Origin of the sequence: Stenotrophomonas sp. PUT21, assembly GCF_052232875.1 — a bacterium.
Taxonomy (GTDB): domain Bacteria; phylum Pseudomonadota; class Gammaproteobacteria; order Xanthomonadales; family Xanthomonadaceae; genus Stenotrophomonas; species Stenotrophomonas maltophilia_N.
Genome location: NZ_CP197645.1, coordinates 1,041,388 through 1,068,056 on the forward strand (window position 1 = coordinate 1,041,388; position 26,669 = coordinate 1,068,056).

Genomic DNA, 26,669 nt, shown 5'->3' on the forward strand with positions numbered 1-26,669 from the left:
CTGGCGTATGTGTGGCGTGTGGCAGCGACGGTCGTCTGCGTGTCACTGCGGGGCAATATCGCGTCAACAGACTGTGAGGATGTCGTGACACACCGTCACGCCCACCCCCACCTGTTCGTTCGCGGAGTCGTCAGTGAATCGTTGTGTGCTTGCTGTAGCGGTATCGTCCGTCCTTACTTTCGCCCTGGCCGCCGATGCGCGCGCCGAGGCCGCCCCGGCAGGGAATGCCGCGGCCCCCGCCACCCTGGACACGATGATCGTCACCGGTACGCGCGGCAGCAACCGCACGCAGTTCGACACGCTGGCCCCGGTGGACGTGTTCTCGCAGGAAGAGATCCAGGCGATCGAATCCTCCGACCTCAACGATGTCCTGGCGCAGCTGGTGCCGTCGTTCGTGGTCCAGCGCATGCCGATGAACGACGGCCTAGTCTTCGTGCGGCCGGCCACGCTGCGCGGCCTCTCGCCGGACCAGACCCTGGTGCTGGTCAATGGCCGCCGCTTCCACCGCTCGGCGCTGCTGGGCGCGCGCGGTGCGCAGGGCCCGGATCTGGCCCAGATTCCAGTACATGCGATCCAGCGCATCGAGGTGCTGCGCGATGGCGCGTCCGCGCAGTACGGCTCGGACGCGATCGCTGGCGTCATCAACATCATCCTGGACGACCGCGTCGGCGGAGAGCTGTCGCTGGGGGTCTCCGAGTACAGCGAGGGCGATGGCCTGGGCCGCAAGATCGGGGGCCGCCACGGCTTTGCGCTGGGCGACAAGGGCAGCCTGTCGCTGTTCGCCGACTGGGACAAATCCGATGCCACCTCGCGCAGCCGGCAGCGCGCCGATGCGATCGCCTTCCAGAACGCCCACCCCGATCTGGTGGTGCCCGACCCGGTGCAGCGCTGGGGACAGCCGGACCTGGAAAACCGCCATTTCGGCTTCAACCTCAACCTGGCCTTGAACGACAGCGTCGACCTCTACGGCTTCGGTCTGTACGGCCACAGCGAGGGTGTCAGCGATTTCAACTGGCGCAACCCCGATGGCACCGCCTCGGTCTACAACCGCAGCCGCGTGTTCCCCGGCTGGGACGCACGCAGCCTGTACCCGACCGGCTTCAGCCCGAAATACGGCAACGAGCAGGACGATCTGCAGGGCGTGCTCGGTCTGCGTGGTTACTGGGGCGAGCGCTGGCGCTGGGATGTGAGCGGCTCCTACGGGCGCAACCGCATCGACTACACGCTGGGCAACTCGATCAATGCCTCGCTTGGCCCGGACAGCCCCACCGCCTTTTACCTCGGCCGGCTCTCGCAGGAGGAAAAGAACCTCAACGCGGATATCGTCTACTCGCTGCCGGTCAGCGCGCTGGCCGCGCCGATCAACATCGCCTTCGGCGCGGAGACGCGCGAGGAAACCTACGGCGTGGATGCCGGTGACCCGGCGTCCTATGCGATCGGCCCGGGTGCGGTGACCGGCCTGGCCGGGGGCGCCAACGGTGCGCCGGGTTTCAGCGCGGCCAATGCCGGCCGCTGGAGCCAGCGCAGCCGCGCGGCGTACATCGATGTCGAAGCGCCGTTGACCGCACGCTGGACCGTCGGCGCGGCGACCCGTTACGAGCACTTCTCCGCCTTCGGTGAAAGCGTGGACGGCAAGCTCTCCAGCCGCTTCGAGTTCACGCCGGACCTGGCCGTGCGCGGTTCGCTTTCCACCGGCTTCCGTGCGCCCACGCCGGGCCAGCTCTACACGCAGAGCACCCAGCAGGGCCTGGATACCGTGACCTTGCAGGTGTTCACCACCGGCCGCCTGTCGCCCAGCGATCCGCTGGCGATCCAGCTGGGGGCCAAGCCGCTCAAGCCGGAGCAATCGCGCACCGCCTCGCTCGGGCTGACCTGGAAGAACGAGCTGGGCTTCTCCGGCTCGGTGGACCTGTACGACATCAAGGTCACCGATCGCTTCAGCCAGTCGGCCTCGTTCGCGGTGCCGGCCGGCGTGCCCAACCCGCTGGCGTACACCTCGGTGAGTTTCTACACCAACGATTTCGACACCACCACGCGCGGTGTCGACGTGGTCGCCAGCCACACCACCGCGCTCGGCGCGGGCCGGTTGAGCACCACGCTGGGCTACAACTACAACCAGACCCAGGTGGACAGTGGCGCCACCGGCGTGGCCACCAATGAAAGCCAGCGCCGCATCTTCGAAGAGCGCCTGCCGCGGCAGAAGGCCACGCTCAGCAGTACCTATGCGTGGGGCCGCTTCAGCGTGCTCGGCAAGCTGCGATACTACGGGGCATGGACAGACTCTTCGGGCAATGCCACGGGCGACATCTTCCAGCGTTTCGGGGCGATGAGCTTCGTCGATCTGGCGGTAAGCTGGAACGTCACCGAGCAGCAGACGCTGCGGATCGGCGCGGACAACCTGTTCAACCGCTACCCGGACGAGGCCAGCTTCCAGGCCAGCCGCGGCCTGATCTACTCGCGGAACGCGCCGTATGACACCGACGGCCGCAACCTCTACGCCGAATACCGGATCCGCTACTGATGGACCGGCAACGACGACATCTGCTGCGTGGCGCGCTGGCCCTGCCGGTCGCCACGGCGCTGTCCGGTGCGACCGCCATGGGCACTGAGCCGATGACGCTGCCGGCGGTGGGCACGCGCACGCCGGCCGAGCTTGCCGGTGATGAAGGCTGGTGGGCCCAGGTCCGTGCGCTGTACGACCTCACCGACGAGGTCGTGATGCTGGACAACGGCTATTGGGGCGCAATGGCGCGCCCGGTGATGCAGGCCTACCAGCAGGCCACCGCCACGGTGAATGCCGGCAATGCCTGGTTCGGGCGGCTGGCGTTTCCACCGCTGTTCGAACAGGCCCGCGTGCGCCTGGCACAGGTGCTGGGCGTGGAGACCGACGAGATCGTGCTCACGCGTGGCGCCACCGAGGCGATGCAGGTGCTGATCGGCAGCTACCGCGGTCTGTCGCCGGGCGATGCGGTGATGTACGCCGACACCGACTACGACAGCATGATCAGCGCGATGCAGTGGCTGCAGACGCGGCGCGGGGTGCAGCCGGTGGCGATCACGCTGCCCGAGCCGTTCGACCACGACAGCATCGTGGAGACCTACCGCCGCGCGCTGGCCGCCAACCCGCGCGTGCGGCTGCTGCTATTGACCCACGTCAACCACCGCAACGGCATGCTGCTGCCGGTGGCCGAGATCGCCGCGCTGGCGCGGGCGGCCGGTGTGGAGGTGGTGCTCGACGCCGCGCATGGCATCGGCCAGGTGGACACGCCGCTGCGCGCGCTGGGCGTGGATTTCATCGGCATCAACCTGCACAAGTGGATCGGTGCACCGGTCGGCGTCGGGGCGGTGTATGTCCGCCGCGGCCGGGTGCGCGATCTGGATCCGTACATGGGCGAGCAGGACCACGACGACATCCGCACGCGCGTGCACACCGGCACGGTCAACTTCGCAGCCTACATGGCGCTGCCGGTCGCGCTGGACCTGCACGAGCGCATCGGTGTCGCCAACAAGCGTGCGCGCCTGCTGCGCCTGCGCAGTCAATGGATGGACGCATTGCGGGATGATGCGCGCATCCAGTTGCTGGGGTCGGACGACCCGCGGCTGTCCAGTGCGATCACCTCGTTCCGGCTGCGCGGGCAGACTACGATGCGCGACAACACCGCCACCTCGCAGCGGATGGTGAAGCAGTCGGGGGTGTTCGTGGTGCCACGCGAAGGGCTCGCCTCCGGCGCCTGCCTGCGGGTGACGCCGGGGATCTTCAGCACGCCGGCGCAGATGGACGCCTTGGTCGCGGCGGTGCGGGCGGTCGCGGGCTGAATGACTCGACGACGCTGGCGGTGCCCCCGCCAGCGTCGCCGCTCGGTGCCAACGGTCAGCGCGTTACCAGTGGAACCAGACCGTCAGCGCGTGCAGGATCACGCCGATCAGGCCGCCCACCAGGGTGCCGTTGAAACGGATGAACTGCAGGTCGCGGCCGACACTCAGTTCCAGCTGTTCCACCAGATGGCGTTCGTCCCAGCTTTTGACGGTCTGCGCGATGTGCTCGGTCACGCCGCTGCGCAGGCGCGTGGTCAGGCGTTCGGCGCCGTCCATCAGGTGTTGGTTGAGCGCCTCGCGCAGCGACGGGTCGGCCTGCAGCGCCTCACCCACCGAAGCCAGACTGCGGCGCAGATGGCCGGCCAGCGCAGACTCCTCGCTGGCCAGGTCGGCACGCAGGCTGGCATGGATCCGCGCCCACAGGCCCTGCACGTACTCCTGCACGGCGGGGTGGTCGATCACCTGCTGTTTGAGCTGCTCGACCTTCTCGGCCAGGGCCGGGTCCTCGCGCAGCCGCTGGATGTAGTCGCTCAGCCAGGTTTCGTAATCGCGTCGCAGCGGATGTTCGGGCTGGGCCAAGATCTGCTGCAGTTCTTCCAGCACCGCGTGCGCCAGGCGCTCGGCAAGGGTGTCACCGATCTCGTCGATGGGCTTGACCCAGTTGACCGTGCTGGCCAGCTTGGGCCACTCACGCTGGATGTAACTCACGATCAGGGTGGAGGCGCGGTCCTTGACCTTCTCGTTGCCCAGCCATTCGCTGATGCGGGTGAGGCCCTCATCCAGCACGCGCTGGTGGCGGTTGTCGGCCGTGAGCAGGCCCAGCAGTTCGCCCGCGGTGGCGGCCGCGTTCCACTGCCGCAACTGCTGGATCACAAAGCTCTGGATGCTGCGCCGAACCGCCGCCTCGTCGAGGAAGTCGAGCGCCTGCAGGGCCCAGCCGCGCGCCATGTCGGCCAGCATGCGGGCCCGCGCCGGCTCGGCCAGCCAGCTGCCCAGGCGGCTGGCCGGATCGAACACCTGCAGCCTCGCCAGCAGCGCCTGCGGCTCCAGGAACTGGTCGCGCACGAACAGCGCCAGGCTGTCGGCAATGCGGTCCTTGCTGCGCGGGATGATCGCGGTGTGCGGGATCGGCAGGCCCAGTGGCCGCCGGAACAGCGCGACGACCGCGAACCAGTCGGCCAGCGCGCCGACGGCAGCGGCTTCGCAGAAGGCCGAGACCCAGGCCCAGATGCCGCGTTCGCCGTGCCAGTGGCTGACCGCGAAGCCGGCCAGCATCGCCACCAGCATGGCCAGGGCGATCAGTTTGAGCCGGCGCAGCTGGGCGCGGCGCGGGTCGGGAGGGGAGAGGGGCGTCATGCCGGCAGTCTAACGGCCGCCGGATGATTGCGAGGTCGTGCCGGGCCGGTGATCAGGCGTCGGCCATCCCGCTGTCCTGCACCTGCCTGCGCAGCGCGGCCAGCTGCTGGCGCAGGGTGTCGTTCTCCAGGGTCAGGGCGATGATGCGCTGGCGCAGCTCGGCCGGGCCTTCGCCCAGCGCGTTGAGCGCATCGGCGATCTCGGCGGCGCGGCTGGGGTCGACCTCGGCGTCGCCATCGGCACTGTGCAGCACCTCCTGGGCCGGCTTGCGCGGCTTGCGCTTGGACTCGCGCACGCGCTTGGCGGCCTGCTTGAGCTCGTCCTTGCCGGCCGCGGCGGCGGCGCGCTGTTCGTCTTCCGGCAGGTCGGCCACGGCTGCCGCGGCGCTGATCGAGATCACCCCGGTCTTGACCGCTTCCACCAGCTCCGGCGCGGCCTGCTTGTGGATGCGCTCGATCATCGTCACCTGGCTGCTGCTCAGGCGTGCTTCGCGGGCCATGTCCGCGCGGCTGACCTTCGGCGCGGCCGCCCACGGCGGGCTGTCTTCGTCAGCGGCATCGGCCGGCCCACTGATCTCGCCGTCGCTTTCCTTCTGCAGCTGGGCCTGATCGGCGCGGTGGCGCTCGGCCAGGATGTCGCGCTTGCGCAGCGCCAGCACGCCACGCTGGAAATCGGAGACGCTGCGGCGGCCCAGGTGCTGTTCGATCATCCACAGGTGGACATCGTCCATCGACTGGAAGCGGGTGTTCTGGATCGTCTGGAACGGCAGGCCATGCTTCTGGCAGATGCCGTAGCGGTTGTGGCCGTCCACCAGCACCTCGCCCCACAGCACCAGTGCGTCGCGGCAGCCTTCGGCGAGGATGCTGCGCTCCAGGGCGTCGTGCTCGTCCGGGGTCAGCGGGTCGATGTAGGCCTTGAGTTCTTCTTTGACGACAATGTCCATGCAATCCGGTACGCGAGCGAAACGTGACCGACCATTGTAAGGATCGCGGCGGCCGCCGTCGTCGCCGGCGGATTCAGGCTCAGCCGGTGGCGCGGATCATCTCGCCCAGCACGTCCACGATCCGGTCGATGTGGCTGCGCTCCAGGATCAGCGGGGGCGACAGTGCCATCACATCGCCGGTGCAGCGCACCAGCAACTGGCCATCGCGGAAGCAGCGCTCGAACACCTCGTAGCCACGCGCGCCGGGGGCGTCCTTGCGTGGCATCAGCTCGACCGCACCGATCAGCCCGAAATTACGGATGTCGACCACATGCGGCAGCCCGCGCAGGCTGTGCAGTCGTTCCTGCCAGTAGTCGCCCAGCTCGAGGGCGCGCTCGAACAGATGCTCCTCGGCGTAGGTGTCCAGGGCGGCCAGGGCTGCCGCGCAGGCGAGCGGGTGGCCCGAATAGGTGTAGCCATGGAAGAACTCGATGGCGGCCGCCGGGCCCTGCATGAAGGCGCCGTGGATCGCATCGCTGACGAGCACCGCGCCCATCGGCACCGCGCCGTTGGTCAGGCCCTTGGCCAGGGTCAGCAGGTCCGGGGTGACCCCGAAGCGCTGCGCGGCGAAGGCGTTGCCGACCCGGCCGAAGCCAGTGATCACCTCGTCGAACACCAGCACGATGCCGTGCTGGTCGCAGATCTCGCGCAGGCGCTGCAGATAGCCTGGCGCGGGCAGTATTACCCCGGCGGAGCCGGCGATCGGCTCGACGAACACCGCCGCGATGGTCGAGGCATCGTGCAGCGCGATCAACCGTTCCAGATCCTCGGCCAGTTCGGCACCGTGGCGTGGCAGGCCAGGGCTGAAGGCATTGCGCTCCAGATCGAGCGTATGGCGCAGGAAATCGCTGCCGGGTAACAACGGCCCGAACGTCTTGCGGTTGTTGGGCAGGCCACCGATCGACATGCCGCCGAAGCCGACGCCGTGATAGGCCTTCTCGCGGCCGATGAAGCGGGTGCGGTGCCCCTCGCCACGCAGGCGATGGTAGGCCAGCACGATCTTCATCGCGGTATCGACGGCCTCGGAGCCGGAGTTGGTGAAGAACGCATGGTTCAAGCTGGCCGGCGCCAGTGCAGCCAAGCGCTCGGCCAGCACGAAGGGCAACGGCGTGCCCATCTGGAACGGTGGCGCGAAATCCAGTGTGGCCGCCTGCTGCTGGATCGCCTGCACGATCCGCGGCCGCGCGTGGCCCGCATTGCAGCACCATAGACCGGCCGCGCCATCCAGGATCGGGCGGTCGTCGACGTCGTGGTAGTACATGCCCTCGGCACGCACCAGCAGGCGCGGCGAGGCCTTGAACTGGCGGTTGGCGGTGAACGGCATCCAGTACGCGTCCAGCGCTGCCGGGGCCTGTCGGGCCAGGGTGGACAACGACGAGTCGGGACGAGGCATGAGGCACTCCGCAGGGTCGCGATGGTCACGACTTTATCGCACCTGCATCACGTCATCCCGTGACGGCCGCGGGTATAACCGCCTTACCCGGATCAGTGAACGAGGACGCCGCCGATGACTGCCGCACGTACCCGTGACGACTGGCAACGCCAGGCCGATGCCCTGACCTTTCAGGGGCAGGCCTTTATTGATGGCCGCTACGTAGATGCAGCCAGTGGCGCGCGCTACGAGTGCATCAGCCCGATCGATGGCCGCGTGCTGGTGCAGGTGGCCGACGCCGACACGACCGATGTCGACCGCGCGGTCACAGCGGCGCGGCGCAGTTTCGATGCGGGCGACTGGTCACGGGCCGCGCCGTCACATCGCAAGCAGGTGCTGTTGCGGTTGGCCGATCTGGTCGAGCAGCACGCCGATGAACTCGCGTTGCTGGAAACCCTGGACATGGGCAAGCCGGTGCGCGATGCGCGCGAAGGCGATCTGGCGGGTGTGTTGCGTTGCCTGCGCTGGACCGCAGAAGCAGTGGACAAGGTGTACGGCGAGGTCGCCCCCACCGCGCTCGACACGCTGGGCCTGATCACCCGCGAGCCGGTGGGTGTGGTGGCGGTGATCGTGCCGTGGAATTTCCCGCTGCTGATGGCATCGTGGAAAATCGCCCCGGCCCTGGCAGCAGGCAATTCCGTGGTGCTCAAACCCTCCGAGCGCTCACCGCTGAGCGCGATCCGGCTGGCTGCCCTGGGGGCCGAAGCCGGTGTGCCGGACGGCGTGTTCAATGTGCTTCCCGGTCATGGCGAGCGCACTGGCGAACCGTTGGCGCTGCACATGGAGGTGGACGCGTTGGCGTTCACCGGGTCCACCGCAGTGGGTCGCCGCCTGCTGCAATGCGCGGGCAGATCGAATCTCAAGCGCACGTGGCTCGAGTGCGGTGGCAAGAGCCCGAACCTCGTGTTCGCCGATGCGCCGGATCTGGACAAGGCCGCGCAGGCGGCCGCCACGGCGATCTTCTACAACCAGGGCGAGGTCTGCACCGCGGGCTCGCGCCTGCTGGTCCAGCGTTCAATCAAGGATGCCTTCGTCGCCCGGGTCCTGGCGCATGGGCGCCACATGCAGCCGCAGCACCCGTTCGAGCCGGACGCGGCGATGGGCGCGCTGGTCGACGAGGCGCACGCCGGGCGCGTGCTGGACTACGTGGCACGCGGCGAGGCCGATGGCGCGCGGCTGCTGCTGGGTGGCAAGCGGTTGGCGGTGGTGCCGGGTGGCAGCTATGTCGAGCCGACCGTGTTCGATGAGGTCGATCCGCAGCACACGATCGCCCGCGAGGAAATCTTCGGGCCGGTGCTGTCGGTGCTGACCTTCGATCACGAAGCGGACGCGCTGCGCATGGCCAATGATTCGATCTACGGGCTGGCCGCGGGCGTCTGGACACGCGACCTGGGCCGCGCGCACCGGGTGGCACGGGGGCTGCGTGCCGGCAGTGTGTGGGTCAACCAGTGGGACGGCGGCGACATGACCGCCCCGTTCGGTGGCTACAAGCAGTCCGGCATCGGCCGCGATAAATCCCTGCATGCCTTCGACAAGTACACCGAACTCAAGGCGACCTGGATCCACCTGGGCGGCTGACGACGTTCAGCAGTCCTGGCTGTGGCGGATCAGGGACTCCCGCAGCAGGTCGCGATCCATCTCATCCACGGCGTTGCGCAGGTAGTCGATCTGCTGCCGCGTCAGGCGGCACTGGTCCACCATGTAGCCCGGTGGCCAGGCGCCGATCAACTGAAAGATGCCCTGCACGATCTGCTCCGGGGTCATGCCGGCCTTCATGCGGAAGCGCTTTGGTTTGGGCTGGAAGGCCGCGTGCACGTCGCGGGCGCCCAGGATGCGTGGTGCCAGCGAGCCAGCTTCAATGCCGCTGCCGATCAACGACGATGGCACGCTCAGGTCGAGCGGGGTGCTCACGTCCGGGCGATCAGGTGCGGCGTCCGCCGTGGCGACCGGCACCACCACGAGGGGCGCAGGCCGGCGCCGCGAGCCGGAGACCGGCAGTGCCGGCGGCGTCGGCGCACTCGAGGGGGGAGGAACCGGGGCCGGCAACGGGCGCGGCAGCCAATACACCTGCAGACGTGCCTCCTCGCCGGTAGTGCCCGGGGCGGGTGAACGCAGCAGCACCCCCAGCATCAGCCCATGCACGGCGATCACCACGGCGATGGCGGTCGGCTGGGTCCAGCGCGAGCGGGCGGTACTCTTCCTTGAGCCTGACATCCGGAACCATCCTGGCGGGTTGACGGCGATCAGACCCCGCGGCCGGGAGGAAGTTCCTGCCCGACACGCGCGTCGTGTACCGGGTCACAGGCTGACAGTCTCGTCTGCAACCATCGCGGCAGGCGCGGGAAGGCCGTGGCAGAATCCGGCAGCTGCCCTTTTCTGCGTGCCCGATGTCCACACCTGTTGTCGCCCCTGTCGTGAATTCTCCCCGCCGCATTCTGCTGGCGAGCCTGATCGGCACCACCATCGAGTTTTTCGATTTCTACATCTACGCCACCGCGGCGGTGCTGGTGTTCCCGCACCTGTTCTTCCCGGAGAGCAGCGATGGCGCGGCGATGCTGCAGTCGCTGGCGACCTTCGCGGTCGCCTTCATCGCCCGGCCCGTCGGCTCGGCGGTGTTCGGCCACTACGGTGACCGCATCGGGCGCAAGGCGACGCTGGTCGCGGCGCTGCTGACGATGGGTATCTCCACGGTGGCCATTGGTCTGCTGCCCACGCATGCCAGCATCGGGCTGGTGGCGCCGGCGCTGCTGGCGCTGTGCCGCTTCGGCCAGGGCCTGGGGCTGGGCGGGGAGTGGGGCGGGGCGGTGCTGCTGGCCACCGAGAATGCACCGCCCGGCAAACGCGCCTGGTACGGCATGTTCCCGCAGCTGGGGGCCCCACTGGGCTTCCTGCTTTCGGCCGGCATCTTCCTGCTGCTGGGCCGCGCCATGAGCGAGGCCGACTTCCTGCAGTGGGGCTGGCGCGTGCCGTTCCTGGCCAGTTCGCTGTTGGTGGGCATCGGCCTGTGGGTGCGCCTGAACATCCACGAGACCCCACAGTTCCAGGCCGCACTGGACCGCAACGAGCGGGTCAAACTGCCGATGTGGTCGGTGCTGCGCGACCATCCGCTGACCCTGGTGCTGGGCACCCTGGGGGCATTTGCCACCTTCGTGCTGTTCTACCTGATGACGGTGTTCACGCTCGGCCATGGCACCACCGTGCTGGGCTATTCGCGTGAGCAGTTCCTGCTGCTGCAGATGGTCGGCATCCTGTTCTTCGCCGCCGGCATTCCCATTTCCGCGCTGTATGGCGACCGCTGGGGCACGCGCCGCACCATGATTGTGGCCAGCGGCCTGATCCTTGCCTTCGGCGTGGTGTTCGCGCCGCTGTTCCAGGCCGGCAGCCCGTGGCTGGTGCTGGGCTTCCTGGCGCTGGGGCTGTTCCTGATGGGCCTGACCTACGGCCCCTGCGGCACCTTCCTGGCCGAGATCTACCCGGTGCAGGTGCGCTACACCGGCGCCTCGTTGTCGTTCAACCTGGCCGGCATTCTCGGTGCGGCCCCGGCGCCGTACGTGGCCACCTGGCTGGCCGAGCGGTACGGGCTGGTCGCGGTGGGTTACTACCTGTGCGTCACGGCGCTGATCACCATCGTGGCCCTGCTGGCGATGGGCCGGCGCGGGCGCTGATCAGCGGAAGAAGCGCTTGAGCGTGCGGCCCAGCCAGCTTCCCTGCTGGTGCTCGCGCGCGAACTGGTTGAGATGCTGCTTGACCTGAGGCGCATAGGCCTTGTCGTCGCCCCGGATGTGATTGAACAGCCAGCGCGAGAGCATCGTGCGCAGCTCCTCGGTGATGTCCTCGCCGGCCTGGAAACGCAGCCGGTACTCGCCCACGCGCTTGCCGAAGATTTCATGCACGCGCTTGTGCGCCGAGCAGAACGGGTATCCGGCTTCCTCCATCAGCTCTTCTTCGAAGGCGAAATGGGACATCGTGTAATCCACCAGCTCGTCGATCACCTCGGCCACGGCCAGGCGCTCCAGGCTCTTCTGGGCGACGTGCAGGTGGTTGAGCATCTCCACGATGCGCATGTGCTGGTGATCGATGACATCGATACCGATGTTCAGATCGTCCTGCCAGACCAGAAGTGCCATGGTGCGTTCCCCGCGCTGTTCAACTGGGGGCGACTCTAGGCAGTCGCGGCCGGGGCCGCGTTGATCTCGATCAAGGCACCAGGGCAGGCTCGCGCTGGCGTGGGCCGGTGGCCACGGTGGCACAGTGGACCCGGTTGCGGCCGCCGGCCTTGGCCAGGTACAGCTGCCGGTCGGCCTCGGAAATCAGGCGGTGCAGCGAATCGCGCTGCGGGCGCAGGCAGCACAGCCCGATGCTGACCGTCATGCGCAGCGTGGTGTGGCCCAGGTCGACCTCCAGCCCGGCGATGGTCTGGCGCAGCTCGTCGAAGTAGTGGACAGCCTGCTCTTCATCCATGCCCGGTACCAGCAGGCAGAACTCCTCGCCACCGAAGCGCGCGATCAGATCTTCCTGGCGCGCATGCTGGGCCACCGCAGCGGCCACCGCGCGCAGCGCATCGTCGCCGGCCTCGTGGCCGTGGGTATCGTTGATGTGCTTGAAGTGGTCGATGTCGATCATCGCCACCGCCACCTGCTCACCATCCAGGTGCAGCTGCGGCAGCTGGCGCTGGCTCTGTTCCAGGAAGCAGCGGCGATTGGGCAGGCCGGTCAGGAAATCGCGGGTGGCCAGGTCCTGCAGGGTGCCGATCAGCTCCAGCTGGTCCACGTTCTGCGAGACGCGGCAGAAGAATTCCTCGCGCGAGAAGGGCTTGCGCAGGAAATCGTTGGCACCGTTCTTGAGGAAGCGCGGGATCAGCGACGGGTCGGTGTTGCCGGAGATGCCGATCACCGCCAGCTTGTCGCGCGAGCGCATCGTACGCAGGCGGCGGGTGAACTCCACGCCCTCCATGCCCGGCATTTCCTGGTCGACCACCGCCAGCCGGATCGCCGGGTGCGCCTCGATGGCTTTCAGCCCCTCGGCACCGTCGGCGGCCTCATGGACATCATGCCCATACATGCGCAGCAATGAGGCGGCGTACATCCGCGCCGACATCGAGTCATCCACCACCAGTGCGGCGATACGCCGGTTGCGCTCCAGCCGCTGCACCAGCCACACCAGATAATCGATGCTGCCTGGCGTGTTCTTCAGCACATAATCGATGATCTGCTGCTGCAGCACCCGTTTGCGCAGGTCCTCGTCGTAGACGCCGCTGACCACCACCGTGGGCAACCCGCGTGACAGGAAATAGTCGACCACGGTATCGCGGTCGCCATCGGCCAGCACCAGCCCGGTCAGGACCAGGAACCAGCCCTGTTCCTCATCCAGCAACCGCCCGGCCTCGGCCAGGCTGGTCGCGACCGACACCGGCAGCTCCAACCGCTGCTCGATCGCCTCGCGCAGCATGCTGGTGAACGTGCGCGAGTTTTCCACCAGCAGGATCCGCTGGGGCAGGGCATCACCGGGGTCGCTGAGGACAGCGCCCTGCAATAGTGCCGGCATGAGGCGTACGCTCGGTTCCGAGTGGGTCGGGACTGGTAGCGGCGGTTTCACACGTAACTTTAGGGGCGAGGGGGTGCCGCGCAATGTCGCAGCCCCGGCCGGGTTGCCGGGTGGGTCGCCGCCCTGTGCTGGCGGCTCGGGCGGACCCTGTTGATTGATGGATGTCCGCTTACGGTTACTATCACTGAAGTTCCCCTCAACGTTTTAATCAGGAGGTAAATGTGCGCATTCCAAGGATTGTTGGTGTTGTGGGTGTAGTTATTCTCGCGTCGGTTCCGATGGTTGGAATGGCGCAATCGGACGGACACGGAACTCCTCTGGCGAGAAGTGGACTGGGTCAAGCGCAGCCAATGGCTGTCAACCTCAGTCAGGATCCGAACTGGCTCGTGTACGGATTCCAGCGCGACGGTATCTCGTACTTCCAGGTGAATGATCTCGCCGGACGCGTACAGGTGATTATCGGAAACACCGATGACGTGTTCTGGACACTGCCCGCCGGTGACGGCCGTGCTCGGGTGTCGTTGCCGACGCAGCACGTGCAGCATCCCACTAGCGCACCGAGGATTGAACTGTATCGGGGAGCCAACTTCTCGTTGGTACGCTATGGGCAGGGCGGCGACGCCGTGTGGGCTGTCGAAGTTGCAGATGAGCAGCGCTAGAGACAGCTGACACGCTTGCCGTAACGTGCTGTCACCCGCAGGGTGACAGCACGTTGTTGAAAGAAAAACTGGGGCGGCGGGGCCTCCTGCGAATAACCGTCATCGTTGGTGCAACCCGCTGCAGGATGGACCAGAATTTGATCAGGTTAATGCCCGACTGTTGCCAAAGTCCGATGTTCTGCTGTCCGCCGAATCGTAATGAGTGGCTCTGTTGGATGAGTGTGTTGGCGTTTCCGTCAGCAGCATTCTGATCCGGTTTCGACGGCACTGTACGACGCCTCCGTAAGCGAGAGGCAAGCCCGCCAAATGCTCATTGACCAACGCGATGGTTGTGTCGGACAACGGCTGTGTCGAATCAAGAAGTGCAACCACTACAAGGATTCCCCGCTGTGACGCTCGCGCTCCGCACCGGGCGCGGACCATTACCTGCCCGAACTCATGTTCCAACAGCAGAGATACCGCCTCAATGAGCGCCCGGTAGGCTGCCAGTTGCAGGCCTGTGCTCAGCATGCAGGGGTCGCCCTCCAAACGAGGCCGGGTCACCCGGTTGCTCTGGTCCCAGCACTCGCGCACTCCGCCGGCCTGCAGGGCAACGTAGAGGCCCAACTGATCCAGTGTGGTGGGATAGACCATGCTTGCCTGTGTGCGGAATTGCTGTGAGTGCACCGTCGCTGTGTTCAAAAGCCCACGTGCGATCTCATGGTGGCCCTGCGATTTCAGCCAGTTCACCACTTCCTTGAGAGATATCTCGATACCGTCACCGAGTTTCCTGAGGTGGAGTGCACGCTCGCGAAGGCTCTTTTCACTTGCAATATGCGAATTTCTTGCCAGTTTCAGGGCATTTTTCTCGCCGTCGTCACGGATCCGGTAACGATGATAATAGTGCGTAATGCGCGAACCGAACAAAAGCAGAGCGACACTGGCAATAGCCATGACCATCTGGGTTGTAAAGGTCGTTGGATCAAATGCCAACGGATACGGTTTTGGTGTCGTAAGCCCAATGATCAGATTGAGTGATGGCACGGCTATCGCCGCTCCGCGCCAACCAAGCAGGCAGGTAAGGGCAATGGCCGGTAGCGCCATCAACAACTGCAGACTCGTCTTGACCGTGGCTGATTCTGCGGGAACCAGCGCCGAGGCCATCCCGGTCAGGATCATCAACGCCAGCGCAGCGATACTCGGTGTGAGGAAACGTCCCGTCCATGTCAGTTCGGTGCGCCTGCTTGCCCAAAGCAGGGCAAGCGGCACGACCGTTAGAATGCCGATGAAGTCGCCTACGATGTAGCGCGCCGCACCGGTAAGTAGTGGTACATCCGGGGTGGGCCAAAGCAAGTGCATAAGCACCAGATTCAACGAGGTGACAGCTACGGCCGATGCGGCGCCAACCGATAGGAGCCAGGCTTGGGTGGTCGCGGCCACCACCTTGCGATGCAGTCGCACGATCATTGCTACCGTGGGCATCAGCGAGACGGAGGCGAGGATGACCCACGTCACCCCGTACTTGTCGACCATCGGGTAACGCATCTGAGCAAAGTAGGCGTATTCGCCGAGGAACAGGTAGGGCCACAGCCGGGGCGGGCAGAGCAGTAGCGCAGCCACTCGTATACCTGCAGGCAGGTAGAACTGGTCTAGGGACAGTTTGCGCGCTCCCCAACATGCAAACGCATAGACGACTGCAAGAACAAGCCCGATCGGCTCGATGCGCAGATTCAACTGAAGTCCGTTTTTCCACCATTCTCCGCGCACTGGCTCCCCCTGTTCGTGCCTTCAACATCCCTGTGTAGCAATGCCGCGATTAGATTGGACGGTATATATACGCGCCCGATTATGCAATTGCGAAAGCGGTCCGGCGCGTTGGCGGCATAAGGTATGGATGGACGCACAGGCATGTGTCACGTTCATGGGCGTGACACATATCTCATTTTGGGGTGATGCCCTTCACACCGGCTCGGGCGCCGGCGTTGGTGAGGCGCTGCAGCCACGCGGATCAAGCCATGAGCTCGACGAAGGCCTGTCTCAGCCACCGCGGGCGTTGATGTGACGCATTCTGCTCGTTTCGTTGTTATGTGATCCGACACGTGAAAGGCGTGGTAAGCACTGCCATAACATCTGCTGCCCCTCCTGTTCTGGAACTTCCGGAAAGTGGAATGCCTGATTTCAGACGCCGCGCCGCGTCTCACTTTTCCGTTGCAGTGCGTCAGGCGAGCAGCCTACGGCACGACGTTCTTCACAATCCCCCGGCGGACGGCCGCGGAGCTCGTTGAGTGTCTGCAAGTGTCGAATCGACGCAAGGGTTCGAGCCCGCCGCCACGCAGTCCCCGGCCGGCACCACCGCCGAACCCGCCGCCCCCGCCGAAAGCCCCTTGAACCCTCACCACAACGCATCGCGCAGCTTGTACCAGGACATCGCCGCCACCAGCAGTGGGGTCCGCAGCATGCGCCCGCCGGGGAAGGGCCGGTGGGGAATGCGTTCGAACACATCCAGGCGCTCTGCCTGCCCGGCGATGGCTTCGGCCAGCACCTGGCCCGCCAGCCCCGCGGCGGCAACACCGTGGCCGGAAAAGCCCTGCGCGAAATAGACATTCGGGGTCAGCCGGCCCCAGTGCGGGGCGCGGTTGCGGGTGATGTCGACATAACCGCCCCACACGTACTCCAGCTCGACGTCGGCCAGCTGTGGGAACACCGCACGCATGCGCCGGGTCATCACCCCGCGCAGGCCGGGCGGGGGCAGGGCGGAGTAGCTGGCCTGGCCGCCGAACAGCAGGCGGTGGTCGCGGCTGAGGCGGAAATAGTCCAGCGCCCAGCTGACATCGGCGACCGCCATGTCGTTGCGGATCAGCGATTGCGCCCGCGCCTGCCCGAGGACCGCGCTGGCGCCGATATAGGTGCCAACCGGCATGATCCGTGATTCCAGCTCCGGCGCGATGCCCTCCAGCCAGGCGTTGCCGGCGATCACCACGTGGTCGGCGCTGACCGTGCCGTGCGCGGTGCGCAGTTGCGGCCGGGCCCCACGGATCAGCTGCAGTACCGGCGACTGCTCGTGGATCACCGCCCCGGCTGCCTCGGCGGCACGGGCCAGGCCTTGCGCGTAGGCCAGCGGATGCAGGTGGCCGCTGTGCGGATCGAACATCGCGCCGCGATAGCGGGGGCTGTCCAGTTGCCCGCGCAGCTGGGTGCGGTCCCACCATTCCAGGGGATAGTCGTAGCGCTGGGCCAGATCGATCAGCCCGGCGCGCAGCATGCGCTCCTGGCGGGGTTTGATCGGCACGCTGGCGTGGCCGTCGCGCCAGTCGCAGTCGATCTGATGCCGGGTGATGCGGTCGCGCAGCAGGCGCATGCCATCGCGGGAGAACTCGAACAGCGCCCGCGCGTCCTCGGCGCCGACCAGATGCTCTAGCGTGTCCACCTCGCAGCCGTAGCCGACGATGGCCTGGCCGCCGTTGCGGCCGGAGGCGCCCCAGCCGACGCGGTGGGCCTCCAGCAGCACGACGCGATAGCCACGCTCGGCCAGGGTCAGGGCGGCGGACAGCCCGGTGTAGCCGGCGCCAAGCACGCACACATCGGCGTTCAGATCGCCCGCCAGTGGTTCACGCAGCGGGGCGGCAGGCACGCTGTCGGCATACCAGCTGGGGGCGTGTGCCTCGCCGGCGGTCGTCATGCCGGGCTCCGGCGGGAAGGGGACAGGGCAACAATCATGGACAAAGGATGCCAGCAACCGGCGCGCAGGACAGGGGGCAGTCTGTCGCAGCATCTGCCCCCGGCGTGTGAGGGGGTGTGCGCCGACGATGCGGCGCTGTGTTGCGCGGGATCTGCGCACGGGGGTAACGTGGCTGCAGGTCATCCGAGCATGACGCATGGTCTCGCCCCCTTGGGTCGGCCTGCCCACCGACAGCACGATGCTGGGCCATCACCGCTTCGCGGCGGCGGGTGAAAAGTACATCCGCGCGCTGGTCGAGGCCGCCGGTGTCACCCCGGTACTGCTGCCCAGCCTGCAACCGCCGTTGCCGCCTGCGCATTGGCTGGACCGCCTGCAGGGCCTGCTGCTGACCGGCGCGGTGAGCAATATCGAGCCGCATCTGTATGCGGGGCCGCCGAGCTGGCCGGGCAATCGGCATGATCCGGCGCGCGATGCGACCGCGCTGTCGCTGTTGCATGAAGCGCTGGCCCGCGATCTGCCCGTGCTGGCGATCTGTCGTGGTTTCCAGGAATTGAACGTCGCCCTTGGCGGTAGCCTGCATCCGCGCGTGCACGAGGTGCCGGGCCTGGGCGATCATCGCGAAGACCCGCAGGCCGCGGTGGAAGTGCAGTATGGTCCGGCACATGCGGTGCAGCTGTCCGAGGGCGGTTGGCTGGCCGGCTGGGCCGGCGCGCCCACGGCACGGGTCAATTCCGTGCACGGGCAGGGCATCGATCGGTTGGCCGACGGGCTGCGGGTCGAGGCCATCGCTGCGGACGGCCTGATCGAAGCGGCGCGCAGCACCGCGCACCGTTTCGTGCTCGGGGTGCAGTGGCATCCCGAGTGGCGGGTGGCCGACAATCCGTTCTATCACAGCATTTTTCACGCTTTCGGCGATGCTTGTCGCCGCAACTCTCTTACAGCAGACCGGTCATGACCACCCGAACGCGTTCGCGCAAAGCCGCCGCCCCCAAGCCTGTTCCGCAGGAGAGCACGCTGCTGCGCTGGCTCAAGGACCGGCGCATCACCGAGGTGGAGTGCCTGGTGCCGGACATCACCGGCAATGCGCGCGGCAAGATCATTCCGGCCGACAAGTTCTCGCACGACTACGGCACCCGCCTGCCGGAGGGCATCTTCGCCACCACGGTCACCGGCGAATTTCCGGACGACTACTACGAGCTGACCTCGCCCTCGGATTCGGACATGATCCTGCGCCCGGATGCCGACACCGTCCGCATGGTGCCGTGGGCGACCGATCCCACCGCGCAGGTCATCCACGACTGTTTCACCAAGACCGGCGAGCCGCACGAGCTGGCCCCGCGCAATGTGCTGCGTCGGGTGCTCAATGCCTATGCCGAGCTGGGCCTGCGCCCGGTGGTGGCGCCGGAGCTGGAGTTCTTCCTGGTCCAGAAGAACACCGACCCGGATTTCCCGCTGCTGCCGCCGGCCGGCCGCTCCGGGCGCCCGGAGACGGCGCGCCAGTCGTACTCGATCGATGCGGTCAACGAGTTCGATCCGATCCTCGATCTGATGTACGACTACTGCGACGCGATGAAGCTGGACGTGGATACGCTCATCCACGAATCCGGCGCCGCGCAGCTGGAGGTCAACTTCACCCACGCCAACGCGATGGATCTGGCCGACCAGGTGTTCCTGTTCAAGCGCACCATGCGCGAGTCGGCGATGCGCCACGGCATCTACGCCACGTTCCTGGCCAAGCCGATGGAGAACGAGCCGGGCAGTGCGATGCACATCCACCAGAGCCTGCTGCGGATCAGTGATGGCAGCAATGTGTTCAGCGGCGAGCATGGCGGTGAGGATTTCAGCCCGCTGTTCGGCCATTACCTGGCCGGTCTGCAGAAGTACGTGCCGGCGGCGATGGCATTCTTCGCCCCGAACGTGAACTCCTACCGCCGGCTGATGTTCGGCGAGGTGTCCCCGAGCAACGTGCACTGGGGCTTCGACAACCGCACCTGCGGGTTGCGGGTGCCGCTGGATACGCCGGAGAACATGCGGGTGGAAAGCCGCTTCGCCGGCTCGGATGCCAACCCGTATCTGGCCATTGCGGCCACCTTGGCCGCCGGCCTGCTCGGCATCCGCGAGCAGTGCTCGCCGACCGCGCCGATCAGCGGCAGCGCCAAGGAGCTGGGCTACGACCTGCCGCGCTCGCTGGGCGAGGCGCTGGATGGGCTGGAGGGCTGCCCGGAACTGCGCGAGATGCTCGGCGAGCGCTTCTGCCGCGCCTACGTGTCGGTCAAGCGCAAGGAGTACGAGACCTTCTTCCGGGTGATCAGCTCCTGGGAGCGCGAGTTCCTGCTGCTCAACGTCTGAGCCCACGCACCACATCCGGCATGGCCGTGAGGGCCGTGTGCTGGGAAAATGGGGGCATGCCCGGTAGGCTGGCACCCGTTGCGCCGGTCCGGCCGGTTCCCCCCAACTCGCACCTGACCTGTGGAGAGTCCGATGAAGCTGCGAATCCTCACCCTCGGCATTGCCGTTTCTGTGCTGACCGCCTGTGGCGGCGGTGACAAGCAGGACGACGCCAAGGTGCTGAACGTCTACAACTACAGCGATTACATCGCTGAAGACACCATCCCGAACTTCGAAAAGGCCACCGGCACCAAGGTGACCTATGACGTGTTCGACAGCGATGAGATGGTGGAAACCAAGCTGCTGGCCGGCAACAGCGGGTACGACGTGGTCGTGCCGACGCTGAACTTCTTCGGCCGCCAGATCAAGGCCGGCGTGTTCCTGCCGCTGGACAAGAGCAAGATCCCGAACCTGGCTAACCTGGACCCGGAGGTGATGAAGCGCATCGCCCAGCAGGACCCGGGCAACGAGTACGGCGTGCCGTACATGATCGGCACCACCGGCATCGGCTACAACGTGGAGCTGCTCAAGCAGCGCTTCGGTGGCAGCACCGACATCGCCAACAGCTGGGACCTGATCTTCAAGCCCGAAAACATCGCCAAGATGAAGGACTGCGGGATCACCATCCTGGATACGCCGTCGGACATGATCCCGATCGCGCTGCACTACCTGGGCGAAGATCCGCACAGCCAGGACCCGGCCACGCTGGAGAAAGCCGCCGCGCTGCTCAAGAGCATCCGGCCGTACGTGCAGAACTTCCACTCCTCGCAGTACGTGGGCTCGCTGGCCAACGGCGGCACCTGCCTGGTGGTGGGCTGGTCCGGTGACATCATCCAGGCCCGCGACCGCGCGGCCGAAGCTTCCAACGGCGTGACCGTGGCCTACTCGATCCCGCGCGAAGGTGGTCCGCAGTGGTTCGACATGCTGGCCATCCCCAAGGATGCCAAGCACCCGGAGGCGGCCTACGCCTTCATCAACTACCTGCTGGAACCGAAGGTCGCCGCGGCCAACACCAACTTCATCCATTACGCCAACCCGGTGACCGCGGCCACGCCGCTGGTGGACGAATCGATCCGCACCGACCCGACCATCTACCCGCCGGCCGATGTGGCGGCCAAGATGTTCACCTACTCGATCAATACGCCGGAAGTGGACAAGCTCTACACCCGCTTGTGGACCGAGGTGAAAACCGGGCGCTGACCGCCCCGCGCGACGCCGGCCCCGGGCCGGCGTCGTCGTTTCAGGGGGTAGGACATGACGCTGCCACCACCGGTAAAATGGGATGCTCCCCCCGTCCTGCCGCCGCTCCTGGAGCCGCTCCCCATGCCATTTGAAGCCAAGCCGGAAGGCGCGGTCCTCCCGGTCCTGGAACCGGGTTACCTGTCCATCCGCGCGCTGCGCAAAGAGTTCGACGGCTTCGTCGCGCTCGATGACGTCACCCTGGACGTGCGCAAGGGCGAGATTTTCGCGCTGCTGGGTGGCTCGGGCAGCGGCAAATCGACCCTGCTGCGCTGCCTGGGCGGCTTCGAGACCCCCACCCAGGGCACCATCGACCTGGACGGCCAGCGCATCAACGCGCTGCCGCCGTACCAGCGCCCGATCAACATGATGTTCCAGTCCTACGCGCTGTTCCCGCACATGACGGTGGAGCAGAACATCGCCTTCGGCCTGAAGCAGGACGGCATGGCGCGCGATGCGATCAACCGCCGTGTCGGCGAGATGCTGGACCTGGTGCAGCTGGGCAAGCTGGCCAAGCGCAAGCCGCACCAGCTTTCCGGTGGCCAGCAGCAGCGCGTGGCGCTGGCGCGGTCGCTGGCCAAAGGCCCGAAGCTGTTGTTGCTGGATGAGCCGATGGGCGCGCTGGACAAGAAGCTGCGCTCGCAGATGCAGCTGGAGCTGGTCAACATCATCGAGACCACCGGGGTGACCTGTGTGATGGTCACCCACGATCAGGAAGAGGCCATGACCATGGCCACCCGGATCGCGGTGATGGATGCCGGCTGGATCCAGCAGGTCGGCAAGCCGGATGAGATCTACGAGCAGCCGGCCAACCGGTTCGTGGCCGAGTTCATCGGTTCGGTGAACCTGTTCGACGGGGTGCTCGATGAGGACCTGCCCGAGTACGTCACGGTGCGCACGCCGCTGTTCCCCGCGCCGATCTACGTCGCCCACGGCATCACCGGCTACGAGGGCCAGCCAGTGGCCTTCGCGCTGCGCCCGGAGAAGGTGATGATCGGCAAGGACGAACCGGCCGGTGACACCAACAAGGCGCAGGGCGTGATCGAGGAGATCGCGTACTTCGGCAGCCACTCGGTGTTCCATGTGCGCCTGCCGAGCGGGGCCAAGGTGCTGTCCAACTTCGCCAACTCGCAGCGCTGGGCCAGCGATGGCCTGACCTGGGGTGATAACGTCTGGGTGCACTGGCGCGACAACGACGGCGTGGTGCTGACCTCATGACCGCGACCGGCTGGAAGCGCTGGCTCCCGGGCACGCGCGCCGGCGTGATCGCCGCGCCGTACCTCTGGCTGCTGCTGTTCTTCGCGGTGCCGTTCGTGATCATCCTGATGATCTCCTTCGCGCGCACCCAGGTCGGCTCGCCGCCGTATACCTGGCTGCTGGAGTACGTGGACGGCGCGTTCTCGCTCAAGCTCAACCTGGGCAGCTATGCGGCCCTGATCAAGGACAACCAGTACCTGCTGGCCTACCTGAGCTCGATCAAGATCGCGGTCATCTCGACCCTGCTCACGCTGCTGATCGGCTACCCGATGGCGTATGTGATCTCGCGGATGAGCCCGGCCGCGCGCAACGTGGCGATGATGCTGGTGGTGCTGCCCTCGTGGACCTCGTTCCTGATCCGCGTGTATGCCTGGATCGGCATCCTGGACCGCAACGGTCTGCTCAACCAGCTGCTGCTCAAGATCGGCCTGATCGATGCGCCGCTGCAGATCCTGTACACCCCGACTGCGGCCTATATCGGCATCGTGTACTGCTACCTGCCGTTCATGGTGCTGCCGCTGTACGCCAACCTGGTCAAGCTGGACAACCGCCTGCTCGAGGCCGCCTACGACCTCGGCGCCAAGCCGTGGCAGGCCTTCATGCGCATCACGCTGCCGCTCTCGCGCACCGGGATCATCGCCGGCTGCATGCTGGTGATGATCCCGGCCGTGGGTGAGTTCGTGATCCCGGAAATGCTCGGCGGGCCGGACACGCTGATGATCGGCCGCGTGCTGTGGGGCGAGTTCTTCAACAACCGCAACTGGCCGACGGCCTCGGCGGTGGCGATCGTGATGCTGGCCTTGCTGCTGGTGCCGATCCTGCTGTTCAACCGCATGCAGCAGCGCGAGCTGGAAGGGAAGCTGGCATGAGCATGGTGCGCAGCAACCGCTGGCTGGGCTGGAGCCTGCTCGGGCTGGGCTTCGCCTTCCTGTACCTGCCGATCCTGTTGTTGATGGTGTATTCGTTCAACGCCTCCAAGCTGGCCACCGTCTGGTCCGGCTTCTCCACGCGCTGGTACGGCGAGCTGTTCAACAACCGCCAGATCCTGGATGCGTTGTGGATCAGCCTCAAGGTCGCGTTCTGGACCGCCTGCGCGGCCACCGTGCTCGGCACGATGGCGGCGATGGTGATGACCCGCATGCGCCGCTTCCCGGGCAAGACCCTGTTCGGCGCGTTGATCACCGCGCCGCTGGTGATGCCGGAAGTGATCCTGGGCTTCTCGCTGATGACCCTGCTGGTGGCGATGGGCGGCATTCCCGGCTTCCCCAGCCGTGGTGTCACCAGCATCTGGATCGCGCATGTCACCTTCACCCTGTCCTTCGTGACGGTGGTGGTGTCCTCGCGCCTGCAGGAGCTGGACCGCTCGCTGGAAGAGGCCGCGATGGATCTCGGCGCGAGCCGGCTCAAGGTGTTCTTCCAGATCACCCTGCCGATCATCGCCCCGGCGCTGGTGGCCGGCTGGCTGCTGGCGTTCACGCTCTCGCTCGATGACGTGGTGATCGCCAGCTTCGTGGCCGGTCCCAACTCCACCACGCTGCCGATGAAGGTGTTCTCCTCGGTGCGGATGGGCATCAAGCCGGAGATCAACGCGCTGGCCACCTTGATGGTGCTGGCGGTGTCGATCGCGGCCGTGGTGGGCTGGTACATCACGGCCCGGGCCGAGAAACGCCGCCAGCGCGACATGCAGATGGCGCTGCAGGACCCCAGCTGAACGGTGCCGGGGCAGGGCGCTGCTGCGACGCTGTGTCGCGGCGTTCACCCTGATCCGGCAACATCCGGCTCACGAGGCCGGGCGCACAATGCGGGTCTGACTTTCGGAGACCCGCGATGACCGCTGACATCATCAATCCCGCGACCGGCCAGGTCACCTACCGCCACGAACTGCTCACCGCCAAGGAGGTGGAGCAGCGTCTGGCTGCGGCCGCCGAGGCGTTCCCGGCGTGGGCAGCGCGTTCGCTCCAGGAGCGCGGGGCGATCCTGCGCGCCATCGCCGCCCAGTTGCGCCAGCGCAAGGGTGACATCCAGCACGCGATGACCACCGAGATGGGCAAGCTCAAGGCCGAAGCGCTGGGTGAGATCGAGAAATGCGCCGAGGCCTGCGAGTTCTACGCCGATCACGCGGCCGATTACCTCAAGCCGCAGCTGATCGATACCGAAGCCCAGCGCAGCTACGTGCGCTATGAGCCGATCGGCTGCGTGTTCGCGGTGATGCCGTGGAACTTCCCGATCTGGCAGGTGTTCCGCTTCCTCGCGCCTGCGTTCATGGCCGGCAACGTGGCCCTGCTCAAGCACGCCAGCAACGTGCCGCAATGCGCCGACCTGATCCTGGCCGTGTGCCGTGACGGCGGCCTGCCCGAGGGCGTGTTCGACGTGCTGCACATCGACAACGACCAGGCCGCCGAAGTGCTGCGCGACAAGCGGGTCAAGGCGGTGACACTGACCGGCAGCGAGCGTGCCGGGCGGTCCATCGCGGCCAATGCCGGCGACCAGCTCAAGAAGTGCGTGATGGAACTGGGTGGCAGTGATGCCTTCGTGGTGCTGGAGGATGCAGACCTGGAGAAGACGGTCGCCGCCGCGGTGAAGTCACGCTTCGACAACAGCGGCCAGACCTGCATCGCGGCCAAGCGTTTCATCGTGGTCGATGCAATCGCCGATGCGTTCGTGGAGAAGTTCGTCGCCGCTGCAGGCAAGCGCGTCTACGGTGATCCGCAGGACGAGAAAACCACGCTGGCCCCGATGGCGCGAGCGGACCTGCGCGACGAACTGCACAAGCAGGTGCAGGACAGCATCGCCAAGGGCGCCAAGCTGCTGCTGGGCGGCGAGCCGGTGGCCGGTTCGCATGCCGGCTATCCGGCGACCATCCTGGACAACGTGGGCCCCGGCATGCCGGCATATGACGAAGAACTGTTCGGCCCGGCCGCCGCGATCCTGCGCGTCAGCGATGACGCCGAAGCACTGCGCGTGGCCAACGACACCAGCTTCGGCCTGGGCGGCAGCGTGTGGACCACCGATGCGGCCCGCGGCGAAGCCATCGCCCAGCAACTGGAATGTGGTGCCGCCTTCGTCAACGCCATCGTCAAAAGCGACGTACGCCTCCCGTTCGGCGGCAGCAAGCGCTCCGGTTTCGGGCGCGAACTGGCCGAACATGGCATCCACGAGTTCATGAACATCAAGACCGTTTACGTGGCTTGATTGCGTCTGGAGCCATAGCCCCCCTTGGAGTTCAAGGGGGCGCGCCGACAGGCGCGGGGTTGTGGGGATGGTGAGCCGGGGCCCGCGGTTTGCGCAGCAAAGCGTGGGGTGGATGCGCGAATGCGCAGCCGCGCTGCCTACAACCAGCGTGCGCGCTTGAACAACCGGTACAGGCCCACGCACACCGCACCCACGCCGATGATCATCGCCGGATAGGCCCACGGCTTGTCCAGCTCGGGCATGTTCGTGAAGTTCATGCCGTACCAGCTGGTGATCAAGGTCGGGGCAGCCAGCAGCGCGGCCCACGCACCCAGGCGCTTGACCGTCTCGCCCTGGGCCAGCGTCACCAGCGACAGGTTCACGCTCAGGGCGGTGCCCAGCATTTCGCGCAGGGTATCGATCACATCGCTGATCCGCACCGCGTGGTCGTGCACGTCGCGCAGGTACAGCTTCACTTCGTCCGGCACCAGCTCACCCTGGTAGCGCTTGATCTGCGAGAGCATGTCCTGCAGCGGTGCGACGGCCATGCGCATCTTGTTGAGCTCGCGCTTGAGCTCGTACAGGCGCACCACCGTCTGGCGCTTGTAGTTGTCGGAGAAGATGTCCTTCTCCAGCAGTTCCAGCGTGTCACGGTAGCGTTGGGTGATCGGCAGGTAATTGTCGACCACGAAATCCAGCACCGCGTACAGACAGTACGAGGGCCCCATGGTGCGCAGCAGCTCCGGCTCGCGTTCCACGCGGGCGCGCGGGGCGGCATAGGACAGCGACGCGCCGTGGCGCACCGTGACCAGGAAGCGGGGCCCAAGGAAGGCATGTGTCTCCCCGTAGCGGATCCGCTCGTCCACCATCTGCGCGGTGGTCACCACCACGAACAGCGAATTGCCGTAGGCCTCGACCTTGGGCCGCTGATGCGCGTTGCGGGCATCCTCGATGGCCAGCGAGTGCAGGCCGAATTCTTCCTGCAGTTTCAGCAGCACGCTGTCGTCGGGTTCGTACAGGCCGACCCACACGAAGCCGTTGTCGCTGGCGATCACATCGCTGATGGCATCCAGGCTGATGTCGTGGCGCTTGCCCTGGTCATCGTAATGAACGCAGTTGATGACGCAGGCGGGGTTATCGGGTGTGACGGTATCCATGGCGGGCATC

21 protein-coding genes are annotated in these 26,669 nt (G+C 66.5%); 12 read left to right on the plus strand and 9 right to left on the minus strand.

All coding sequences use genetic code 11. The annotated features are described in order from the left end of the window. Window positions 1–133: 133 nt before the first annotated feature. Both ACTT2I_RS04850 and ACTT2I_RS04855 read left to right on the plus strand, forming a co-directional pair. Entirely contained in the window at window positions 134–2,521 is a 2,388-nt protein-coding gene (locus ACTT2I_RS04850) for a TonB-dependent receptor plug domain-containing protein (RefSeq protein ID WP_421099682.1), read from the plus strand. Further along, the gene (locus ACTT2I_RS04855; protein WP_088433046.1) at window positions 2,521–3,816 is read left to right on the plus strand and encodes an aminotransferase class V-fold PLP-dependent enzyme; all 1,296 of its coding nucleotides are present in this window, start codon (window positions 2,521–2,523) and stop codon (window positions 3,814–3,816) included. Before ACTT2I_RS04850 ends, ACTT2I_RS04855 begins: the two co-directional genes overlap by 1 nt. A 63-nt stretch (window positions 3,817–3,879) precedes the next feature. Here the strand turns inward: ACTT2I_RS04855 and ACTT2I_RS04860 are convergent, their stop codons facing one another. From ACTT2I_RS04860 to ACTT2I_RS04870, 3 genes are all read right to left on the minus strand, one after another. Then, window positions 3,880–5,172: a DUF445 domain-containing protein gene (locus tag ACTT2I_RS04860; RefSeq protein ID WP_421099681.1), complete on the minus strand. Its 1,293-nt coding sequence runs from the start codon at window positions 5,170–5,172 to the stop codon at window positions 3,880–3,882. A 52-nt stretch (window positions 5,173–5,224) separates the two neighbouring features. Beyond that, the gene (locus tag ACTT2I_RS04865; protein ID WP_421099680.1) at window positions 5,225–6,115 is read right to left on the minus strand and encodes a plasmid replication/partition related protein; all 891 of its coding nucleotides are present in this window, start codon (window positions 6,113–6,115) and stop codon (window positions 5,225–5,227) included. A 79-nt stretch (window positions 6,116–6,194) separates the two neighbouring features. After that, complete coding sequence (locus tag ACTT2I_RS04870) at window positions 6,195–7,547, minus strand: aspartate aminotransferase family protein (protein ID WP_421099679.1); 1,353 nt, start codon at window positions 7,545–7,547, stop codon at window positions 6,195–6,197. Between the two features lie 114 nt (window positions 7,548–7,661). Here ACTT2I_RS04870 and ACTT2I_RS04875 point away from each other — a divergent pair, with 114 nt between their 5' ends. After that, the gene (locus tag ACTT2I_RS04875; protein ID WP_421099678.1) at window positions 7,662–9,164 is read left to right on the plus strand and encodes an aldehyde dehydrogenase; all 1,503 of its coding nucleotides are present in this window, start codon (window positions 7,662–7,664) and stop codon (window positions 9,162–9,164) included. A gap of 6 nt (window positions 9,165–9,170) precedes the next feature. On the opposite strand, the gene ACTT2I_RS04880 is transcribed toward ACTT2I_RS04875, so the two are convergent. Continuing rightward, entirely contained in the window at window positions 9,171–9,800 is a 630-nt protein-coding gene (locus ACTT2I_RS04880) for a hypothetical protein (RefSeq protein ID WP_421099677.1), read from the minus strand. A gap of 173 nt (window positions 9,801–9,973) precedes the next feature. On the opposite strand from ACTT2I_RS04880, the gene ACTT2I_RS04885 reads away from it, so the two are divergent. Next, complete coding sequence (locus ACTT2I_RS04885) at window positions 9,974–11,251, plus strand: MFS transporter (RefSeq protein WP_421099676.1); 1,278 nt, start codon at window positions 9,974–9,976, stop codon at window positions 11,249–11,251. Here ACTT2I_RS04885 and ACTT2I_RS04890 read toward each other — a convergent pair whose 3' ends face one another. Both ACTT2I_RS04890 and ACTT2I_RS04895 read right to left on the minus strand, forming a co-directional pair. Then, window positions 11,252–11,713 (minus strand): bacteriohemerythrin, encoded by a 462-nt coding sequence (locus tag ACTT2I_RS04890; protein WP_019185865.1) that lies wholly within the window; start codon window positions 11,711–11,713, stop codon window positions 11,252–11,254. Between the two features lie 70 nt (window positions 11,714–11,783). Then, on the minus strand, window positions 11,784–13,130 hold the full coding sequence (locus ACTT2I_RS04895) for a diguanylate cyclase (RefSeq protein WP_421099675.1): 1,347 nt from the start codon (window positions 13,128–13,130) through the stop codon (window positions 11,784–11,786). Between the two features lie 350 nt (window positions 13,131–13,480). On the opposite strand from ACTT2I_RS04895, the gene ACTT2I_RS04900 reads away from it, so the two are divergent. Continuing rightward, on the plus strand, window positions 13,481–13,789 hold the full coding sequence (locus ACTT2I_RS04900; RefSeq protein WP_421099674.1) for a hypothetical protein: 309 nt from the start codon (window positions 13,481–13,483) through the stop codon (window positions 13,787–13,789). Window positions 13,790–13,930: 141 nt separating this feature from the next. Here ACTT2I_RS04900 and ACTT2I_RS04905 read toward each other — a convergent pair whose 3' ends face one another. Continuing rightward, on the minus strand, window positions 13,931–15,535 hold the full coding sequence (locus ACTT2I_RS04905; RefSeq protein ID WP_421099673.1) for an MASE1 domain-containing protein: 1,605 nt from the start codon (window positions 15,533–15,535) through the stop codon (window positions 13,931–13,933). Window positions 15,536–16,160: 625 nt separating this feature from the next. Beyond that, window positions 16,161–17,447, minus strand: coding sequence for an NAD(P)/FAD-dependent oxidoreductase (locus ACTT2I_RS04910; protein WP_293980006.1), 1,287 nt, complete (start codon window positions 17,445–17,447; stop codon window positions 16,161–16,163). 196 nt (window positions 17,448–17,643) lie between these two features. Between ACTT2I_RS04910 and ACTT2I_RS04915 the strand changes: the two genes are divergently transcribed. The 7 genes from ACTT2I_RS04915 (at window position 17,644) to ACTT2I_RS04945 (ending at window position 25,523) form a co-directional block, all read left to right on the plus strand. Then, window positions 17,644–18,402: a gamma-glutamyl-gamma-aminobutyrate hydrolase family protein gene (locus ACTT2I_RS04915; protein ID WP_293980004.1), complete on the plus strand. Its 759-nt coding sequence runs from the start codon at window positions 17,644–17,646 to the stop codon at window positions 18,400–18,402. Next, complete coding sequence (locus ACTT2I_RS04920) at window positions 18,399–19,796, plus strand: glutamine synthetase family protein (protein WP_088433034.1); 1,398 nt, start codon at window positions 18,399–18,401, stop codon at window positions 19,794–19,796. The genes ACTT2I_RS04915 and ACTT2I_RS04920 overlap by 4 nt, the downstream gene beginning before the upstream one ends. Before the next feature lie 132 nt (window positions 19,797–19,928). Further along, window positions 19,929–21,035: a polyamine ABC transporter substrate-binding protein gene (locus ACTT2I_RS04925; RefSeq protein WP_293980000.1), complete on the plus strand. Its 1,107-nt coding sequence runs from the start codon at window positions 19,929–19,931 to the stop codon at window positions 21,033–21,035. Window positions 21,036–21,158: 123 nt separating this feature from the next. Continuing rightward, window positions 21,159–22,292 carry an ABC transporter ATP-binding protein gene (locus ACTT2I_RS04930; RefSeq protein ID WP_421099672.1) on the plus strand — a complete coding sequence of 378 codons (1,134 nt, stop codon included), beginning with the start codon at window positions 21,159–21,161 and terminating at the stop codon, window positions 22,290–22,292. Continuing rightward, window positions 22,289–23,200, plus strand: a complete 912-nt coding sequence (locus ACTT2I_RS04935; RefSeq protein WP_421099671.1) for an ABC transporter permease subunit — start codon at window positions 22,289–22,291, stop codon at window positions 23,198–23,200. Before ACTT2I_RS04930 ends, ACTT2I_RS04935 begins: the two co-directional genes overlap by 4 nt. Then, window positions 23,197–24,042, plus strand: a complete 846-nt coding sequence (locus ACTT2I_RS04940; protein ID WP_019185856.1) for an ABC transporter permease subunit — start codon at window positions 23,197–23,199, stop codon at window positions 24,040–24,042. The genes ACTT2I_RS04935 and ACTT2I_RS04940 overlap by 4 nt, the downstream gene beginning before the upstream one ends. Before the next feature lie 116 nt (window positions 24,043–24,158). After that, complete coding sequence (locus ACTT2I_RS04945; protein WP_421099670.1) at window positions 24,159–25,523, plus strand: NAD-dependent succinate-semialdehyde dehydrogenase; 1,365 nt, start codon at window positions 24,159–24,161, stop codon at window positions 25,521–25,523. 137 nt (window positions 25,524–25,660) lie between these two features. On the opposite strand, the gene ACTT2I_RS04950 is transcribed toward ACTT2I_RS04945, so the two are convergent. Beyond that, window positions 25,661–26,659, minus strand: a complete 999-nt coding sequence (locus tag ACTT2I_RS04950) for a magnesium and cobalt transport protein CorA (RefSeq protein WP_088433029.1) — start codon at window positions 26,657–26,659, stop codon at window positions 25,661–25,663. Window positions 26,660–26,669 lie beyond the last annotated feature (10 nt).